The organism is Candidatus Salinivivens marinus (genome assembly GCF_965655845.1).
GTDB classification, from domain to species: domain Bacteria; phylum Pseudomonadota; class Alphaproteobacteria; order Rhodobacterales; family Rhodobacteraceae; genus Salinivivens; species Salinivivens marinus.
In genome coordinates this window covers 23932-41286 of sequence record NZ_CBFHHX010000009.1, presented here as the reverse complement: position 1 = coordinate 41286, position 17355 = coordinate 23932, and the positions used below count along the sequence as shown (strand labels likewise).

General features: G+C 39.8%; 18 protein-coding genes. 11 read left to right on the top strand and 7 right to left on the bottom strand.

Annotated elements, in window-relative coordinates:
* Positions 1 to 24: 24 nt before the first annotated feature.
* The gene (gene dksA / locus ACTF5Q_RS09095; RefSeq protein ID WP_438954303.1) at positions 25 to 447 is read right to left on the bottom strand and encodes an RNA polymerase-binding protein DksA; all 423 of its coding nucleotides are present in this window, start codon (positions 445 to 447) and stop codon (positions 25 to 27) included.
* 194 nt (positions 448 to 641) lie between these two features.
* On the opposite strand from dksA, the gene ACTF5Q_RS09090 reads away from it, so the two are divergent.
* The 4 genes from ACTF5Q_RS09090 to ACTF5Q_RS09075 are packed head-to-tail and all read left to right on the top strand — an operon-like array spanning position 642 to position 3578.
* Positions 642 to 1481: an AAA family ATPase gene (locus ACTF5Q_RS09090; protein WP_438954302.1), complete on the top strand. Its 840-nt coding sequence runs from the start codon at positions 642 to 644 to the stop codon at positions 1479 to 1481.
* A gap of 16 nt (positions 1482 to 1497) precedes the next feature.
* Positions 1498 to 1662 carry an apolipoprotein acyltransferase gene (locus ACTF5Q_RS09085; protein WP_438954301.1) on the top strand — a complete coding sequence of 55 codons (165 nt, stop codon included), beginning with the start codon at positions 1498 to 1500 and terminating at the stop codon, positions 1660 to 1662.
* 4 nt (positions 1663 to 1666) lie between these two features.
* Complete coding sequence (locus ACTF5Q_RS09080; RefSeq protein ID WP_438954300.1) at positions 1667 to 2851, top strand: vWA domain-containing protein; 1185 nt, start codon at positions 1667 to 1669, stop codon at positions 2849 to 2851.
* A gap of 37 nt (positions 2852 to 2888) precedes the next feature.
* Complete coding sequence (locus tag ACTF5Q_RS09075; RefSeq protein ID WP_438954299.1) at positions 2889 to 3578, top strand: M48 family metallopeptidase; 690 nt, start codon at positions 2889 to 2891, stop codon at positions 3576 to 3578.
* Positions 3579 to 3596: 18 nt separating this feature from the next.
* Here the strand turns inward: ACTF5Q_RS09075 and pgi are convergent, their stop codons facing one another.
* Genes pgi through zwf form a run of 3 tightly spaced genes read right to left on the bottom strand, consistent with a single transcriptional unit; the run spans position 3597 to position 7350 of the window.
* Positions 3597 to 5204, bottom strand: coding sequence for a glucose-6-phosphate isomerase (gene pgi / locus ACTF5Q_RS09070; RefSeq protein WP_438954298.1), 1608 nt, complete (start codon positions 5202 to 5204; stop codon positions 3597 to 3599).
* A gap of 26 nt (positions 5205 to 5230) precedes the next feature.
* Positions 5231 to 5905 (bottom strand): 6-phosphogluconolactonase, encoded by a 675-nt coding sequence (gene pgl / locus ACTF5Q_RS09065; protein WP_438954297.1) that lies wholly within the window; start codon positions 5903 to 5905, stop codon positions 5231 to 5233.
* Complete coding sequence (zwf, locus tag ACTF5Q_RS09060; protein WP_438954296.1) at positions 5902 to 7350, bottom strand: glucose-6-phosphate dehydrogenase; 1449 nt, start codon at positions 7348 to 7350, stop codon at positions 5902 to 5904. The genes pgl and zwf overlap by 4 nt, the downstream gene beginning before the upstream one ends.
* A 254-nt stretch (positions 7351 to 7604) precedes the next feature.
* Between zwf and tyrS the strand changes: the two genes are divergently transcribed.
* Positions 7605 to 8858, top strand: a complete 1254-nt coding sequence (gene tyrS / locus ACTF5Q_RS09055) for a tyrosine--tRNA ligase (protein WP_438954295.1) — start codon at positions 7605 to 7607, stop codon at positions 8856 to 8858.
* A gap of 21 nt (positions 8859 to 8879) precedes the next feature.
* Here tyrS and ACTF5Q_RS09050 read toward each other — a convergent pair whose 3' ends face one another.
* Positions 8880 to 9440: a peptidylprolyl isomerase gene (locus ACTF5Q_RS09050; RefSeq protein WP_438954294.1), complete on the bottom strand. Its 561-nt coding sequence runs from the start codon at positions 9438 to 9440 to the stop codon at positions 8880 to 8882.
* Positions 9433 to 9939: a peptidylprolyl isomerase gene (locus ACTF5Q_RS09045; RefSeq protein WP_438954293.1), complete on the bottom strand. Its 507-nt coding sequence runs from the start codon at positions 9937 to 9939 to the stop codon at positions 9433 to 9435. Before ACTF5Q_RS09045 ends, ACTF5Q_RS09050 begins: the two co-directional genes overlap by 8 nt.
* Before the next feature lie 126 nt (positions 9940 to 10065).
* Between ACTF5Q_RS09045 and ACTF5Q_RS09040 the strand changes: the two genes are divergently transcribed.
* The 6 genes from ACTF5Q_RS09040 to ACTF5Q_RS09015 all read left to right on the top strand — a co-directional run bounded on the left by ACTF5Q_RS09040 (position 10066) and on the right by ACTF5Q_RS09015 (position 16411).
* Positions 10066 to 11253, top strand: coding sequence for a phosphoglycerate kinase (locus ACTF5Q_RS09040; protein ID WP_438954292.1), 1188 nt, complete (start codon positions 10066 to 10068; stop codon positions 11251 to 11253).
* Between the two features lie 118 nt (positions 11254 to 11371).
* Complete coding sequence (locus ACTF5Q_RS09035; protein WP_438954291.1) at positions 11372 to 12259, top strand: fructose bisphosphate aldolase; 888 nt, start codon at positions 11372 to 11374, stop codon at positions 12257 to 12259.
* A gap of 70 nt (positions 12260 to 12329) precedes the next feature.
* The gene (locus tag ACTF5Q_RS09030) at positions 12330 to 12632 is read left to right on the top strand and encodes an FtsB family cell division protein (RefSeq protein ID WP_438954290.1); all 303 of its coding nucleotides are present in this window, start codon (positions 12330 to 12332) and stop codon (positions 12630 to 12632) included.
* 125 nt (positions 12633 to 12757) lie between these two features.
* On the top strand, positions 12758 to 13747 hold the full coding sequence (gene pdhA, locus ACTF5Q_RS09025; protein WP_438954289.1) for a pyruvate dehydrogenase (acetyl-transferring) E1 component subunit alpha: 990 nt from the start codon (positions 12758 to 12760) through the stop codon (positions 13745 to 13747).
* A gap of 11 nt (positions 13748 to 13758) precedes the next feature.
* A complete protein-coding gene (locus ACTF5Q_RS09020) occupies positions 13759 to 15114 on the top strand; it encodes a pyruvate dehydrogenase complex E1 component subunit beta (protein WP_438954288.1) in 1356 nt (451 codons plus the stop codon).
* A gap of 10 nt (positions 15115 to 15124) precedes the next feature.
* Positions 15125 to 16411: a pyruvate dehydrogenase complex dihydrolipoamide acetyltransferase gene (locus ACTF5Q_RS09015; protein ID WP_438954287.1), complete on the top strand. Its 1287-nt coding sequence runs from the start codon at positions 15125 to 15127 to the stop codon at positions 16409 to 16411.
* 21 nt (positions 16412 to 16432) lie between these two features.
* Here ACTF5Q_RS09015 and cysE read toward each other — a convergent pair whose 3' ends face one another.
* Positions 16433 to 17239, bottom strand: coding sequence for a serine O-acetyltransferase (gene cysE / locus ACTF5Q_RS09010; RefSeq protein ID WP_438954286.1), 807 nt, complete (start codon positions 17237 to 17239; stop codon positions 16433 to 16435).
* Positions 17240 to 17355 lie beyond the last annotated feature (116 nt).

The window sequence follows — 17355 nt, the reverse complement described above, 5'->3', positions numbered from 1 at the left end:
ACTAGAAAATATCAAACTATATTTCTAATCGTCTCTGTGCACTTTTTCGCTACGTTCATGACGTTCTTGAGCTTCGAGCGTCATTGTTGCGATTGGTCTTGCATCAAGCCTTTTGAGTGAGATCGGCTCGCCAGTCATTTCACAATAGCCGTATTCACCCTCATCGATCCTGCGAAGCGCGGCGTCAATTTTAGAAACTAACTTTCTTTGTCTATCTCGCGTTCTCAATTCAAGCGCTCTATCGGTTTCTTCACTGGCCCGATCCGCAATATCGGGAATATTTCGTGTGTTATCCTGGAGCCCTTCAATAGTCTCCTTGGAATCAGACATAAGATCATTTTTCCAAGTAACGAGTTTACGTCTAAAGTATTCTAATTGACGATCATTCATAAACGGCTCGCCCTCGACTGGACGATAATCTTCGAAAAAAACCTTATCCTGTTTCATGCTTTGTCCCCCAAGCAGTTCATAAATCCAAAACTTGACCAATATCTAGATATGTAATTAAACCTATCTCTGGCGAAGTAAAGCAATTGGATTAAAATGTCACTAGTCAAAAATGAAGATTGAACGTTTTTTATTTATGTGCAAAAGATCTCGTTGTTTTACTGGTTGGTAGTTTTGAGAAGAAGGTGATCTGAATGAAGTTTGACGGCACTCAGAATTATGTTGCAACTGAAGATTTAAAAATTGCTGTGAATGCAGCAGTTACTTTGGAGCGACCTTTGCTTGTTAAGGGTGAGCCAGGTACTGGAAAAACCGAGCTTGCAAAACAAGTAGCAAGCTCTCTGGGCCTACAACTTTATGAATGGAACATTAAGTCAACAACTAAAGCCCAACAAGGTTTATATGAGTATGACGCTGTTTCACGCCTGAGAGATAGCCAGTTGGGTGATAAAAAAGTCGAAGACGTAAGAAACTACATTAAAAAAGGGAAACTATGGCAAGCTTTTGAGTCAAAGGAAAAAGTTGTTTTGCTTATTGATGAGGTTGACAAAGCCGATATCGAATTCCCTAACGATCTTTTACAAGAACTAGATAAAATGGCTTTTCACGTATATGAGACAGGCGAGAACGTAAAAGCGATAAGAAGACCAGTGGTTATTATTACCTCAAATAATGAAAAAGAACTCCCTGATGCGTTCCTGAGACGCTGTTTTTTTCATTACATTAGGTTTCCTGATCAAGAAACATTAGAAAAAATAGTTCGAGTGCACTACCCCAATATAAAACAAAACCTTTTGTCGACAGCACTGGCACAATTCTTCGAGTTACGTGAGCAGCCTGGATTGAAAAAGAAACCTTCAACCTCGGAGGCATTGGATTGGTTAAAGTTATTATTGGCAGAAGATCTGAGTGCAACTGATCTGACAAAGCAAGGTAAAAACGCTTTACCTCAGTTGCATGGAGCACTCTTAAAAAATGAACAAGACGTACAACTTTTTGAACGCCTAGCCTTTATGGCGCGAAATCAAAGATAATTTTGGGGAGAAGCCTATGTACCTATTATTTGGCATTTTTGGAGGTATTTGGGGTGCTAGATTAGCTAAAAAGCGTGGTGGCAAAACACTTGATATACTTCAGTACTCTGCTGGATACTTTCTATTTTATGCAATAATTGGTGTAATAATAACTGTTATTTTGGACAGAACGATTTTTTAAAAAAATGTTTATCAAATTTTTCGAAAATTTACGACAACACAAGGTGCCAGTGAGTTTAAGAGAATACTTAACATTTCTTGAGTCCGTATCACTTGAGCTTTGTACTTACGATGTTGATCACTTTTATTTTCTTGGACGCATAATAATGGTGAAGGACGAAAGGCATTTAGATAAATTTGATAGAGCTTTTTCAAGAACCTTTGCCGGTATTGAATCTTTATCAATCACAGACCTAATAGAGTCTTTGGATGTGCCTGAGGCTTGGTTGAAAAAACTTATGGAGCGAGTATTCGACAAAGAGGAATTAGAAAAAATTGAAGCGCTTGGTAGTTTTGAAAAGCTGATCGAAACTTTAAAGAAACGTCTCGAAGAACAAGAAAAACGCCACCAAGGTGGTAGTAAGTGGATTGGGACAGCAGGCACTTCACCCTTTGGTGCCTATGGATACAATCCTGAGGGCGTCAGAATTGGTCAGGACCGAAGTAGGCACCAGCGTGCAGTAAAAGTTTGGGACAAGCGTGAATTTAAAAATTTAGATGACACGATAGAACTTGGTACAAGAAATATTAAAGTAGCAATGAAACGTCTAAGGCAGTGGGTGAGAAATGGTGCTGAGGATGAATTAGATCTGCAAGGTACAATTCGGTCTACTGCTGAAAAAGGTTACTTGGACGTTAAAACGCGACCTGAGAGACGTAATGCGGTGAAACTACTTCTTTTTCTAGATGTTGGTGGTTCTATGGATCCATATATCAGATTAGTTGAGGAACTATTTTCGGCGGCTCGTGCAGAGTTTAAAAACCTTGAACACTACTATTTTCATAATTGTCTTTATGAAGGTGTATGGGAAGACAACACTAGGCGTTGGGAAAAGAAAATAGACACTTGGGAAATTCTAAATACATATGGTTCTGATTATAAATGTATATTTGTAGGCGACGCATCGATGTCTCCGTATGAAATCCTTTATCCAGGCGGCGCTAATGAATATTGGAACGAAGAGTCTGGTTCGGTTTGGCTAGAGCGTGCACGAACTCAATGGCCATCTAATATCTGGATCAACCCCTTACCCGTTTCTCAGTGGCAATACACGCAATCAGTAGAAATTATAAAGGAAATTTTCCAATCAAGGATGTTCCCGCTAAATTTAAATGGAATAGACCAGGGCATGAAAACACTACGCTCATGAGTTGAAAATTGCTGACCAAAGTATCATATCTAAAAGGATGATAAAGTTTGTCCCCATAATATTGCCTCTGGTATATGGTTTGGTGATGTTTCGGTTATCAGCTTGGAGGTTGAACCGAACCCTTAAAAATCAATCAAGCTTGTTAGCAGATAAACAGCTCCTTAAACCAATTCAATTGCTGGCTAATGCACTTGATTTAGAAAGCATATCTGTAAACATCTATGAGATCGAACCAGTGAATGGGCTGGCAGCGCCCGATGGAAAAATTTTCATAACAAGGGGGTTTTATAATAAATTTACATCCGGTGAGGTAACTGGGAATGAACTCGCATCCGTGATCGCACACGAATTAGGTCATGTGGCCTTAGGACACACAAGACGACGCATGATAGACTTTTCAGGTCAAAATGCTCTTAGGATGGCTTTGGGCAGCATTCTTTCAAGGGTTTTACCAGGTGTAGGCGGAATTGTGGCCAACGTGCTTTCAAATCTTTTGATGGCTCGTTTGTCTCGAGCAGATGAGTTCGAAGCTGATGAATACGCATCTGCAATAATGATTAAATCTGGGATAGGTGTCAAACCGCAGATCTCCATGTTTGAGAAATTAGAAAAATTAAGCGGAAATAACGGTAACTTACAGCCCGCTTGGCTGCTCAGCCATCCCAAAACCAACAAACGGATTGAGAAAATTCAAGAAAATGTATCAAAATGGGATGCAAACAAATAGTATATAAAATTGGTTAATTTATGCGTTTTTGTAAGTACCGATACGCGCTAATAGCATTTTGGTAGACCCGTCTTTTGTAGCAGCACTTTTTTTGCCTGCAATAATTTGAGTAAGTTCTTCCGCCAAAACTTTACCTAACTCGACGCCCCATTGATCAAAGCTGTTAATTCCAAGAATTATTCCCTCAACAAACACACGATGTTCGTAGAGTGCTATAATTTTTCCAAGAGTTGATGGGTTAAGTTTAGAATAAACTAGTGTGGTCGAGGGTCGGTTTCCTGGAAATACTCGATGAGATGCAATAGCTTCAATTTCTTGCTTATTTTCCTCATTTTTGGCCATTCTTTCGATAACCTCCGGTAAAGAAAGCCCAAGCATTAATGCCTCCGACTGGGCAAGGCAATTCGCAACCAAAATATCATGATGTTCGACAAGATAGCCTTCATTTCCCATGGCACCTACCAAAAACTCGCATGGAACAATCCTGGTTCCCTGATGGATCAATTGAAAAAAAGCATGTTGCCCGTTTGTGCCAGGCTCGCCCCAGACAATCGGACCCGTGTCATAATTTAATTTTTTACCCTCTATAGAAACATTTTTTCCATTACTTTCCATCTCTAATTGCTGCAAGTAGGCAGGTAATTTGGATAATCTTTGTTCGTAAGGCAAAACTGCTCTAGTGTGGTAACCACAAATCTGGTTATGCCAAATGCCTACTAAAGCAAGCATAATTGGCATATTTCTTTCGGCTGGAGCATCCATGAAATGCTGGTCCATTTCAAAGGCTCCCTCAAGAAATTCGTCGAAGTTCTTTACCCCAATTGCGAGCATCAATGACAATCCAATAGGGCCCCAAATCGAGTACCTTCCTCCAACCCAATCCGCAAAATCAAAAACACGCTCCTTTGGAATACCGAAGGCTTTGGTATTACTTACTGAATTTGAAACAGCAACAAACTGATTGGTGGGATTTGGAACTTCGCGTGACATCCAACTCAAAGCTGTGTGTGCGTTCGTCATAGTCTCAGTGGTTGTAAAAGTTTTTGACGCAACAATTATTAAAGTTGTTTTAGGATTAAGGTTTTTCAAAATGTCATGTATCTGAGCGCCGTCAACATTGGAAACAAAATGACATTTCGGTCCACTATGATAGGCGGCCAATGCTGACGTAGCCATAAGCGGACCTAGATCTGATCCACCGATGCCTATGTTAACAACATCAGTAATAGGGCCACCTAACCCATTAAATTCTCCTTCATGTATACTTTTTGTAAATACCCGCATTTTTTTAATAGTTTCGAAAATTTTTGGCATCACATTTTCACCGTCAGAAAAGATCTTTGTCTCTGATTTATTCCGCAATGCCATATGAAGCACGGATCTATCTTCGGTTTTATTTATCTTGTCTCCAGAAAACATTGCATTCTTAAACTTTTCGACCTTTTGAAGTTCCACAAGTTTTAAAAGCTCTGCACGACATTCGTCATCAATTTGGGTTTTAGAATAATCAAAAAGGAGATCCCCTAAATCCACTGAAAAATCCATAGCTCGTTTCGGATCATCGAATAGAGAAATTATTGACCTAGAACTTTTTTCTTTCCAAAGTCTTTCTAACTTCTTGAACATTTCATTCTCTCAAATTATTCAGTTTTCTATTCGGCCCAATGAACGACGGCGCCATCTAAAACGGCACTAACCGGTGCAGATAAAGGATCAAGAAACATTGCTTCATCAAGAACCCTCTTCTTATCTACACCAAAAAACACCAAATGTTTTTCTTGCGAGGAATTTAGAACTCTCGCAGTCAAAGAGATTCGAGGTTCAGGTATCCCCGGAGCTGATACAGCAACCACGTTCGGAGCATCTTTACTTAAAGCAAGCCCCAAATTTTTTGATCCCGGGAAAAGTGATGCGGTGTGCATATCTTCCCCCATACCCAGAAGAGCGACTGACAACGGAAGAGTAGGCTCAATATCTTTATTAATACGCAAAATACCCTCTTCTGGACTTGCAAAATCAGCGTACATAGGGATAAATCTCGCTTTTTTTGCCTCATTCTTGAAAAGTGTCTTCATTATCAATCTGGTATTTGATCTTTCGTGAGAATGAGGAACCCATCTCTCGTCTCCCAGAATGACGTTCACCCTAGCCCAATCTAAGTAAAATTCAGAAAGTTTTTCTAAAATAGGTCCAGGTGTTGTACCGCCTGGCACCGCAAATGTAATGGTTTCACGACCGTCTAACGCAGTAATTAAGGCACCCGATATTTTTGCTGCAACTTTCTGAATTAATTCTTCTCGTTCGTCATACTTTATTATCTTCTTCATGATATTTCGCGCCATTTTCTTCCATCTTTATGCATGAGCATCATAGAGTCTTCAGGGCCAGAGCTTCCAGCATCGTAAGAGATTGGCGAAGTACCTTTACTTACCCATTGATTAATCACCGGGTCTGTCCAAGACCATGCTGCCTCAACCTCATCGCCTCGCATAAATAGCGTTTGGTTACCTCGGATAACATCCATAATAAGCCTTTCGTATGCATCTGGAACTGCACCAATCTCAGGACCTAGAGCCTCGGCGAAAGTCATATCCAAAGGAACATCAATCAGTCGCATACCACCAGGTCCCGGCTCTTTTATAGTGAGATCCATTGTCATCCCTTCATCGGGTTGCAACCTGATAACGAGTGCATTTCTATGACTTCCCGCATCTGGGCCAAAAATTGAATGGGGTGTTTCTTTGAAAACTACTGCTATTTCAGAACATCTTGCTTTTAATTTTTTACCAGTTCTTAGATAAAAAGGAGTACCAGCCCAACGCCAATTGCTGATTTGAACTTTAAGTGCAATAAAACTTTCTGTTTTTGAACGAGGGTTTTCTACAGCCTCAAGATAACCCTTTTCTGTGCCCACAGCACTATATTGCCCACGAACAATATCTTTTGAATTAATTGGATCTAAAGCACGTATAACTTTCAACTTTTCATCGCGCACTGCATCTGGTGAAAACTTAGCTGGTGGCTCCATCGCAATTAAACAAAGCAGTTGCATAAGATGGTTTTGTACCATATCCCGCATGGCACCAGCTTGGTCATAATAACTACCACGCCCCTCTACCCCTACTGACTCAGCAACAGTGACTTGAATATGATCGATGTACTGAGAATTCCACAGCGGTTCAAATAACATATTTCCAAAACGAACAGCCATCAGGTTTTGAACCGTTTCTTTGCCTAGGTAGTGATCAATTCTGTATATTTGCTCCTCGCTAAAATGTTCTTTTAGCACTGCATTTAAAGCACGAGCTGAGTTTAAATCTCTGCCAAAGGGTTTTTCCAATACTATTCGTGAACTTTTGGATGAAATTGAATATTGGTGCAACTTTTCAGCTAAAGGACCAAACAAGGACGGCGATACTGAAAAATAAAAAGCTTGTATTGCATCTTTTCGAACTATTTCTGCTAAATCTGACCAGCCAAGGTCACCTTGAGCATCTATTTGTACATATTGGATTTGTTTGATAAAACTTTTCAATTCACCTGACGCCGACAGCTCTGGCTCAAACTCTTGTAGTGCGGCAATAACTAAATCTTGGTAGCCACTAGTGTCAAATTCTGATCTTGCAACCCCTATAACATGCGCATTATCTGGCATCTGACCCGCAACAAACCTTCGAAAAAGACTTGGCAAAATTTTTCTTCTGGCAAGGTCACCAGTTCCACCAAAAACCACAAGATCGAAGGCTTTAACTGGGATCACACGTGAGACCATTTTTTACTCCTAAAAACAATACCCGACTGTATAGTAAACCACTCGAGCTCAAATAACACCCCATATACAGGCAATGCTCATGTTAGCGCTAACTATTAACGATTTATTACTGAAAAGGTAATTTGTCCATAGGAACTCTTTACAATTAAAAATAAAGGATTTTTTAGTAAAAAAAGAACATATTTTACGTAAGTATCTTTTACTCGGTCTGCTACCTAGTTATAAAGCAGTGAAATTTAAAGATAGGATTATTAATGGTTTTCCGACCTAAGTCAGATTTTCTAAACATTATGATATCTCGTGGTTTTATTTCTGATTGCACCGACTATGAGGGGTTAGATCATCTTTTGAATTCGCAAATTTGTCCAGGCTATATAGGATTTGACGCCACAGCAAAATCTCTACACGTCGGCAGCTTAATGCAAATTATGATGCTTCGTTGGCTGCAAAAAACCGGAGGAAAACCAATTACATTGATGGGTGGCGGTACAACAAAGGTTGGAGATCCAAGCTTTAGGGCGGATGAAAGACCGTTGTTAAGCGATTCACAGATAGAGGAAAATATTTCAGGAATAAAAGGAATTTTTTCAAATTATCTTAATTTTGGAGAGAAGAATTCTGATGCATTAATGGTAAACAACTCGGAATGGCTCGATGATCTGAATTATATTCAGTTCCTTCGTGAAATCGGTGGCCATTTTTCTGTAAATCGCATGCTTTCATTCGAAAGTGTCAAATCAAGATTAGATCGAGAACAATCTTTATCATTTCTAGAGTTCAACTATATGATCTTACAGGCATATGATTTTTACGAATTAAACCAGCGATATGGATGTATACTGCAAATGGGTGGTTCCGATCAGATGGGAAACATAATAAACGGTATGGAATTGTCACGCCGTAAAGCAAACTCAAAAGTATTTGGTTTAACTTCTCCCTTACTTACAACTTCAGACGGCAAAAAAATGGGTAAATCTCAAAACGGAGCAGTCTGGCTAAATAAAGAAATGCTATCACCCTTTGATTTTTGGCAATTTTGGCGAAACACTGCTGATGCAGATGTTGGAAAGTTCCTTAAACTTTACACGGAAATTGACCTGATCGAATGTGAAAAATTAGGATCTCTGAAAGGCTCCGAAATTAATGAAGCAAAGTCTATTCTAGCAAACCAAGTAACCAAGTTATGCCACGGTGAAAAAGTGGCATCAGATGTAGAAAAAACTGCAAAAGAAGTTTTTGAGAAAGGTGGCGTTGGAAGCGATCTTCCATCATACTTCGTTTCGAAGAATGAAGTTGAAACTGGTTTGTCTGTGGCCCAATTATTGATGAAAACAGGACTGACTAAATCAGGAAAGGAAGCCAAACGCTTGATTTCAGAAAATGGAGCTCGTCTTAATGGAGTTTTAATCAGCGATACAAATCAGATTCTAAGTGTTCATGACTTTAATGAACCTTTAAAAATTAGTGCGGGCAAGAAAAGGCATGCTATTGTAACTCTTCAAAAATAATAGAACATGTAAGCCTGGAATTTATTGAACCATAGACGAAACTTTTGCCATAAAATCCGGAGCTCCTAAAACCGCTCCATTTGACCCTAGACCTAACTTAATGGTGTCAACGATTTCCATTCCCTCTACGACTTTACCCACTACTGTATATTGACCATTCAAAAAGTAACCTTCTTTGAACATTATGAAAAACTGGCTATTGGCGCTGTTTGGGTTTTGAGCTCTAGCCATACCAACTATACCTCTATCGAACGGTATATTCGAAAATTCTGCAGGCAAATCTGGCAGTTCTGATCCACCGCGCCCTGCCATAGCGATATTGTCTCCAACTTTACCGAATTGAACATCACCAGTTTGAGCCATAAAGCCTTCAATCACCCGGTGAAAAACTATACCATCATAGCTTCCATTAGATGCTAGGGTCAAAATTCTTTCGACATGCTGTGGTGCTACATCTTCAAAGAGGTCTACTACTACAGTACCGTTTGCTCCCTCACCCTTTATTGAAATTTCGAGTTTAGCCGCGTTGATGCTTATGGTCGAAAACATAAAAATAAAAAAAGACAGTAACAATCTATGCATCGGCAGCCACCACGACCGATATCATTTTATCTGGAGATGCCGGTGGCTCGCCTTTTTCAAGTGCGTCAACGAACTCCATTCCTGATATAACCCGCCCATAAACCGTATATTGCCGATTTAAAAAGTGATTATCGTTAAAATTTATAAAAAATTGACTATTTGCACTATCTGGGTTCGCACTTCTAGCTGCTCCAAGAGTGCCTCTATCATGGGGAATGCCTGAAAATTCTGCTGTTACATCCGGAAACTCTGAACCCCCACGGCCTGCCATTCTTATATCAAAATTTGACTCCATGTTGCCATATTGCACATCTCCAGTTTGCGCCATAAAACCTTCGATGACTCTATGGAAACAAACATTATCGTAAAGTCCTGACCTCACAAGGGTCTTCATTCTTTCACAGTGAAGTGGTGCAATATCTGGCAGCAGTTCTATCAGAACGGTACCACCTTTTACTTCCATAATAATTGTGTTTTCTGGGTCTTTTATATTGTCCATTTACGGCTCCTGTTAATTGTAGCTACGATACCTATGATGAAATTATTTCATTAACAAGATATCGTATTGAATAATTGCTAATTATTGAGGCATAAGAGCCCAAGTTTGAATTGAGGGGGAATATCAGTGGGCTGGAAAACGCTGGATCAAATGGAATTAGAAGGCAAAAGGGTTCTGACCCGAGTAGATTTAAACGTCCCGATCAAAGACGAAAAAATTTCAGACGATACGCGAATAAAAAAAATTATTCCAACCTTATCTCACATAATTAAAAGAGGCGGGCTTCCGATATTAGTTGCTCACCTTGGCCGACCGAATGGTAAGAGAAATCCACACTTAAGTTTTGCAAAAATTTTTGCTGACATAGAAAAATTAATCGGTTTGCCTTTAATATTTGCTGCCGACTGCATTGGAACTGCGGCCGAACTGGCTGTCAAATCACAGAAAACTGGTGGAGTTGTTCTACTTGAAAATACCCGTTTTCATGCAGGTGAAGAGAAAAACTCTATCTCATTTGCAAAATCATTGGCAAAACTGGCTGACATTTACTGCAACGATGCTTTCTCTTGCGCCCACCGAGCGCATGCATCCACCGAGGCGATTGCTCATTTGCTCCCAAATTGCTCTGGCAAGTTGATGGAACAAGAGCTACTATCTCTGGAATCTGCACTTACCAAGCCGGAAAGACCTTTAACAGCGATTGTGGGCGGTTCAAAGGTATCTACCAAGCTAGACTTACTCAACAATCTTATCCAAAAAGTGAATACACTGATACTGGGCGGTGGCATGGCAAACACTTTTTTAGCGGCTAAAGGGTTTTCAATTGGAGCTTCTTTAGCAGAACACAAAATGAAGAATAATGCTTGCATGATATTAGATACTGCCCAGAAAGCTGGATGTAAAATTTTACTGCCCTCAGATGTGGTAGTCGCAAAACAGTTAAATAGCGATGTTGAAAACTTTGTTGTTCCAGTAACCGATTGCCCGAGTAAGTTAATGATCTTAGATATTGGGCCTAAAACGCTAGAAAATGCTAAAGGAATTCTAGTAAACTCCAAAACCGTAATTTGGAACGGTCCACTCGGGGCGTTTGAAATAAAGCCTTTTGACCAGGCGACAAATATTCTAGCTAATTTTGTTTCAAACTTAAGTTACAATGAAAAGCTAATTTCTGTTGCTGGTGGTGGAGACACATTAGCGGCGTTAAGTAACGCTGAAGCCTCTGATGGATTTAGCTATCTGTCTACTGCTGGTGGCGCATTTTTGGAATGGATGGAAGGTAAAAAACTTCCTGGAATTGCAGCACTAGAATGAGAAAAATAATGGATAATTGGTTTTAAATAAATTTTAATTTATAGCGCTAACAGGATTGAATCATTTTCCGAGACTTCTAAGCTATTGTCCATCTTATGGTTTAAAAGGTTCAAATAAATTGAATAATGCACAATTGTTAAAAATATCAGCTGGTCAAGGGTTTATTGCAGCCCTTGACCAAAGCGGCGGATCTACGCCAAAAGCCCTAAAACTCTACGGCATAGAGGAATCAGAGTATGATAATTCCGAAGATATGTATGATTTAATTCATGAAATGCGCACACGAATTATAAAGTCAAATGCATTCGCTAGCCACAGGATTTTAGGAGCAATACTTTTTGAAAATACAATACAAAAGAAAATAGATAAAATACCATCTGCAATTTATCTCTGGGAAAAATTGAAAGTCGTGCCGTTTCTTAAAATCGATAAGGGCCTACTTTCAATAGACAACCAAGTGCAACTACTAAAGCCAATTGATGACCTTGAAGCTTCTTTGAAAATGGCAAAAGAAAACAAAGTGTTTGGTACAAAAATGCGCTCTGTAATAAATGGCGCAAATGAAACTGGCATCAAAGATATCGTAGATCAGCAATTTGATATAGCTTCAGAAATACTATCATATGGGCTTGTACCAATAATCGAACCAGAGGTGAGCATCACAATTTCTGACAAAAAAGTAGCTGAAGATCTGCTGTATGACAGCCTTAGGAGCAGGCTCGATCGAATTGGGACGAACAAACAAGTAATTCTTAAGCTGAGCCTCCCTGATCAAGACAATTTATACGAACCACTAACAAAACATCCCAACATATTGCGAATAGTCGCTTTAAGTGGTGGCTTCAAAAAGAACGAAGCCGTTGACAAGCTAATCCGAAATAAAAAAATTATCGCAAGTTTCTCAAGAGCTTTGGCGGAAGGCTTAAAAAGAAACGACCCGAAAGAAGAGTTTGATAAACAATTAGAGCAAACTATCCAAAGTATTTACGAAGCATCTCTGACTTAAGTTAAAAAAGGGGATTCACTTTTGATTAATTCTGTGCCATCCTTTGACCAAAAAGATACATTGAGGCAAAATGGCAGAACAAAGATCAAGCACACCTTGGGTCATTATTTGTGTTTTCACAATTTCTCTTTCATTGGGACTTTATTTTACCTTTGCAGCCGTGCAAGGCGATTTTGGTATCCTTCGTCGAGCTGAAATAAATCACGATATACAAAAATTACAGGCAGAATTAACGAGTTTGAATGTCGAAATAGCAGATTTAAAAAACCTGACGCGGCGTCTTTCCGATCATTACTTGGATCTAGAACTTTTGGACCAACAGGCCAGAGATATTCTCGGATACGTTAGATCAGACGAACTTGTAATCCAGTAGCAACATTACCATTTGAAATTGCATAAAAGTCATAGCTGATATGCTTTTGATTTTTTGCACTCGCACTTTGCAAAAATATATGTAATAAGTAGTTTAACGTTAAACTACTTATCGGAGAAAAGCTGATGGCTGCAAGCAAAGTCACTAAAAAATCTACTGATGAGAGCCATGACTTACTCAAATTTTATCGGGACATGCTCCTGATAAGACGCTTCGAAGAGAAAGCAGGGCAGCTTTATGGCATGGGATTGATAGGTGGCTTCTGCCATTTGTATATTGGTCAAGAGGCAGTTGTTGTTGGCTTAGAGGCAGCGGCCAGAGACGGCGATAAGAGAATAACTTCCTACCGAGATCATGGGCACATGCTTGCCTGCGGCATGGACCCTAATGGTGTTATGGCGGAACTCACTGGGCGCAGTGGAGGCTACTCAAAAGGCAAAGGTGGATCCATGCATATGTTTTCTAAAGAAAAAAACTTTTATGGTGGGCATGGAATTGTGGGGGCACAAGTACCTCTCGGTGCCGGCTTGGCCTTTGCAGATCGCTACCGAGAAAACAATTGCGTAACATTTACATATTTTGGAGACGGCGCAGCTAACCAAGGTCAAGTCTACGAAACTTTTAACATGGCAGCATTATGGAAACTTCCAGTAATATTTGTAATAGAAAATAATCAGTACGCTATGGGAACAGCCCAAGAGAGATCAACATCAAGCCCTGAAATCTATACAAGGGGTGAGGCATTTGGAATAAAAGGTGAAGCTGTTGATGGGATGGATGTAATAGCTGTAAAAACTGCAGGAGACAAAGCTGCAGATTATTGCCGTGCAGGTAAAGGTCCATATATCTTAGAGATTAAAACTTACCGGTATCGAGGACACTCGATGTCTGACCCTGCAAAGTATAGAACTCGCGAAGAGGTGCAGAAAATGCGAGCTCAAAGAGATCCAATAGAAGCAGTTAGAACTCTAGTAGTTTCAGAAAAACACGCCACAGATGAAGAAATCAAAACTATAGATAAAGAGATTAAAGAGATAATTAATGCATGTGCTGAATATGCAAAAGATAGCCCAGAAGTTTCCGCAGAAGAACTTTGGACAGACATATACGCTTGAGAGTTTAAACTATGACAACTGAAATTTTAATGCCAGCATTATCGCCGACTATGGAAGAGGGCAAGCTTGCTAAGTGGCTTGTAAAAGAAGGCGACAAAGTGTCAGCAGGAGATATTATAGCCGAAATAGAAACAGATAAAGCCACTATGGAATTTGAAGCAGTAGATGAAGGTATACTTGCAAAAATTATAGTGGCTGAAGGTACAGAAGGTGTATTAGTAAATTCACCAATTGCGACGATGGCAAACGAAGCAACCGAAAGCACGGTTGATGTACAGCCGATTGAGAAAAATGTTCAGACTGATGCTCCTTTAACCAGGACTGAGTTTAAAAGCCAAGAAACACCATTAAGCGGCATGAAAGCCGAATGGGGCACTGACATCCAAACCAAAACACAAACGGTCAGAGAGGCCATTCGAGATGCCATGGCAGAAGAAATGCGCCGTGATGAAACCGTGTATCTCATGGGAGAAGAGGTAGCGGAATATCAGGGGGCATATAAAGTTTCTCAAGGTTTATTGGATGAATTCGGCTCAAAACGTGTCATAGATACACCAATAACTGAGCATGGTTTTACCGGTATAGCAGTAGGGTCTGCATTTGCGGGGTTACGACCTATCGTTGAATTTATGACTTTTAATTTTTCTATGCAAGCGATCGATCAGATTATCAATTCCGCAGCTAAGACCCTTTATATGTCTGGTGGCCAAATGGGTGCGCCAATGGTGTTTCGAGGGCCCAATGGTGCTGCTGCTAGGGTTGGCGCACAACATAGCCAAGATTATGCCGCTTGGTATGCTCACATACCGGGATTAAAAGTAGTGCAACCATACTCAGCATCCGACGCTAAAGGTTTAATGAAAACAGCAATACGTGATGACAACCCGGTTATCTTCCTAGAAAACGAAATACTTTATGGAAAATCATTCGAAGTTCCACTTTTGGAAGATTACACGGTGCCTTTCGGCAAAGCCCGTGTTTGGTGCGAAGGTACAGATGTTACAATTGTGTCTTTTGGCATTGGAATGCAATATGCTCTTGAAGCCTCAAACCAGTTGGAAGCAGAAGGCGTGTCAGTAGAGGTTATCGATTTACGTTCGCTACGACCGATTGATTACGAAACAATTATAAATTCAATCGAAAAAACAAATCGATGTGTAACTGTTGAAGAAGGCTTTCCTATCGGTTCGATAGGTAACCATTTATCTGCTGTTATAATGGAAAGAGCATTCGACTATTTGGATGCTCCTGTAATTAATTGTACTGGGAAGGATGTACCTATGCCCTATGCTGCTAATTTAGAAAAACTTGCGCTAACTACTACAGCTGAAGTTATTAGTGCTGTCAAAAAAGTAATATATGAGTAAGGAGAAAACATTGGCTATCGAAGTTTTAATGCCAGCGCTTTCTCCTACCATGGAAGAAGGTACATTGGCAAAATGGTTTGTTAAAGAGGGAGACAAAGTTGAGTCTGGAGACCTTCTTGCAGAAATAGAAACGGACAAAGCAACCATGGAGTTTGAAGCTGTCGAAGAAGGAATTATCGAGAAACTTTTAGTTGCTGAAGGCACAGAAGGGGTTAAAGTAAATTCAGCAATTGCAACCTTAAGTGGGGAAGATAATTCGACTAGTAAAAAAATTGAAGAGCCTGCTGCTCCTAAACCAGTTATAACTGATGCAACCGAAAAAACTGCGAAAGACATTAAAAATAATTCAAGTTCTAAACCTAGAGACCGCGTTTTTATCACGCCTCTTGCACGTCGAATTGCAGAACAACAGGGAATTGACATAAAACTAGTTAAAGGGACTGGGCCTCACGGTCGAATAATTAAAAAAGATTTAACCAATATAAAATCAACATCTTTAGCTAAGGTTCTTCAAAAACCTGATGTCATAACTGCAAAAAATGTATCTCCAGATACATCAGATAGTTTTTCTTATGATGCGCTCTTGGAAATTTACTCAAATAGAAATTTTACAGAAATAGCATTAGATGGAATGCGCAAAACTATTGCATCTCGTTTGTCTGAAGCAAAACAAAATATTCCTCACTTCTATTTAAGGAGAAGTGTAGAAATGGAAAATCTTTTAGATTTTAGACAAAAAATTAATAAAAAATTGTCGGATAAAAATATAAAAGTAAGCATTAACGATATTGTAATAAAAGCATGCTCGGAAGCACTGCAAAGCAATCCTAATGCAAATGCAATATGGGCTGGAAATAAATTAATTAAATTCAAATCATCGGATATCGCTGTCGCAGTCTCCGTTGAGGGTGGCCTATTCACACCTGTAATTAAAGATAGTGATCAAAAAACTATTTCAAATATTTCGGAAGAAATGAAAGATCTAGCCTCCCGGGCTAAAGCTAGGAAACTAATGCCCACAGAGTTTCAAGGTGGAAGCTTCGCTATTTCAAATTTAGGCATGTTTGGTATAGAGAGCTTTGACGCAATAATTAACCCGCCTCATGCCGCAATCTTAGCTGTGGGTACTGGTAAGAAAAAACCAACTGTATTAGATGATGGATCCCTGGGTGTTGCTACAAAAATGGAACTGTCTTTATCAGTTGATCATCGAGTAATCGACGGTGTTCTTGGAGCTCAACTTTTGCAAACTATCGTCGATAATTTAGAGAACCCGATTGGGCTACTAAATATTTAATTCAAATTTCCGATAAACGAGTTACTTTCTTTTAATTATTTGATCCATACTGATCGATGGGTTAGTGCATCCAGCTGCGCCAACAACCTTCGCGGGAACACCTGCGACAGTTGTTTTTTCGGGCACATTCTGCAACACCACAGATCCCGCTGCAACCCGTGAGCAACTGCCAACTGAAATATTACCAAGCACTTTAGCTCCCGCCCCCAAAAGAACACCATCTCCTATATTAGGATGCCTGATTTCATCATCTTTACCCGTGCCACCAAGAGTTACAGAATGTAGCATAGAAACATTATCTCCCACCACAGCGGTTTCTCCAATAACAATTGAGTGTGCATGATCGATCATAATTCCTTTACCAATACGAGCACCTGGATGTATATCAATACCAAAGACTTCAGAACACCGCATCTGTAGAAAGTGAGCCATATCATTTCTACCCTTCTTCCAAAGCCAATGCGCAACTCTGTACGCTTGTAAGGCTTGGAATCCCTTAAAAAATAAAAGAGGTTGGAGATAAGTATTGCAAGCAGGATCCCTTTGATAAACAGCGACTATGTCAGCACGGCCAGCCATGGAAAGCTCACCCTCACTTTTATAAGCATCATCGCATAATTCACGCAGGATTTGCTCACTCATTTCTTGCGACGCAAGTTTAGAGGCTATTCGATAGGCCATAGCCTGTTCAATTGAACTGTGGTGAAGAATGCAGGAGTGAAGCGAGCCTCCAAGCAGTGGCTCCTTTTCAACGGCAGCTTTGGCTTCGATCTGAATTCTTTCCCAAACAGGGTCGAGTGCGTTTAACACTTCTTTTTTCTTACCCATAAGATTTCCTACTCCACTCAAATAATTACTGTTTCTTGAAGCTTTGCTCTCAGCCTTGTTAGATATATATAATATTATTTATTGATTTTCAAATTCAGTAGATTCTAACGATGCAA

What these genes read in the sequence shown, in the direction of transcription:
- dksA (WP_438954303.1), bottom strand. Translation starts at nt 447, where the DNA reads ATGAAACAGGATAAGGTTTTTTTCGAAGATTATCGTCCAGTCGAGGGC.
- ACTF5Q_RS09090 (WP_438954302.1), top strand. Translation starts at nt 642, where the DNA reads ATGAAGTTTGACGGCACTCAGAATTATGTTGCAACTGAAGATTTAAAA.
- ACTF5Q_RS09085 (WP_438954301.1), top strand. Translation starts at nt 1,498, where the DNA reads ATGTACCTATTATTTGGCATTTTTGGAGGTATTTGGGGTGCTAGATTA.
- ACTF5Q_RS09080 (WP_438954300.1), top strand. Translation starts at nt 1,667, where the DNA reads ATGTTTATCAAATTTTTCGAAAATTTACGACAACACAAGGTGCCAGTG.
- ACTF5Q_RS09075 (WP_438954299.1), top strand. Translation starts at nt 2,889, where the DNA reads ATGATAAAGTTTGTCCCCATAATATTGCCTCTGGTATATGGTTTGGTG.
- pgi (WP_438954298.1), bottom strand. Translation starts at nt 5,204, where the DNA reads ATGTTCAAGAAGTTAGAAAGACTTTGGAAAGAAAAAAGTTCTAGGTCA.
- pgl (WP_438954297.1), bottom strand. Translation starts at nt 5,905, where the DNA reads ATGAAGAAGATAATAAAGTATGACGAACGAGAAGAATTAATTCAGAAA.
- zwf (WP_438954296.1), bottom strand. Translation starts at nt 7,350, where the DNA reads ATGGTCTCACGTGTGATCCCAGTTAAAGCCTTCGATCTTGTGGTTTTT.
- tyrS (WP_438954295.1), top strand. Translation starts at nt 7,605, where the DNA reads ATGGTTTTCCGACCTAAGTCAGATTTTCTAAACATTATGATATCTCGT.
- ACTF5Q_RS09050 (WP_438954294.1), bottom strand. Translation starts at nt 9,440, where the DNA reads ATGCATAGATTGTTACTGTCTTTTTTTATTTTTATGTTTTCGACCATA.
- ACTF5Q_RS09045 (WP_438954293.1), bottom strand. Translation starts at nt 9,939, where the DNA reads ATGGACAATATAAAAGACCCAGAAAACACAATTATTATGGAAGTAAAA.
- ACTF5Q_RS09030 (WP_438954290.1), top strand. Translation starts at nt 12,330, where the DNA reads ATGGCAGAACAAAGATCAAGCACACCTTGGGTCATTATTTGTGTTTTC.
- pdhA (WP_438954289.1), top strand. Translation starts at nt 12,758, where the DNA reads ATGGCTGCAAGCAAAGTCACTAAAAAATCTACTGATGAGAGCCATGAC.
- ACTF5Q_RS09020 (WP_438954288.1), top strand. Translation starts at nt 13,759, where the DNA reads ATGACAACTGAAATTTTAATGCCAGCATTATCGCCGACTATGGAAGAG.
- cysE (WP_438954286.1), bottom strand. Translation starts at nt 17,239, where the DNA reads ATGGGTAAGAAAAAAGAAGTGTTAAACGCACTCGACCCTGTTTGGGAA.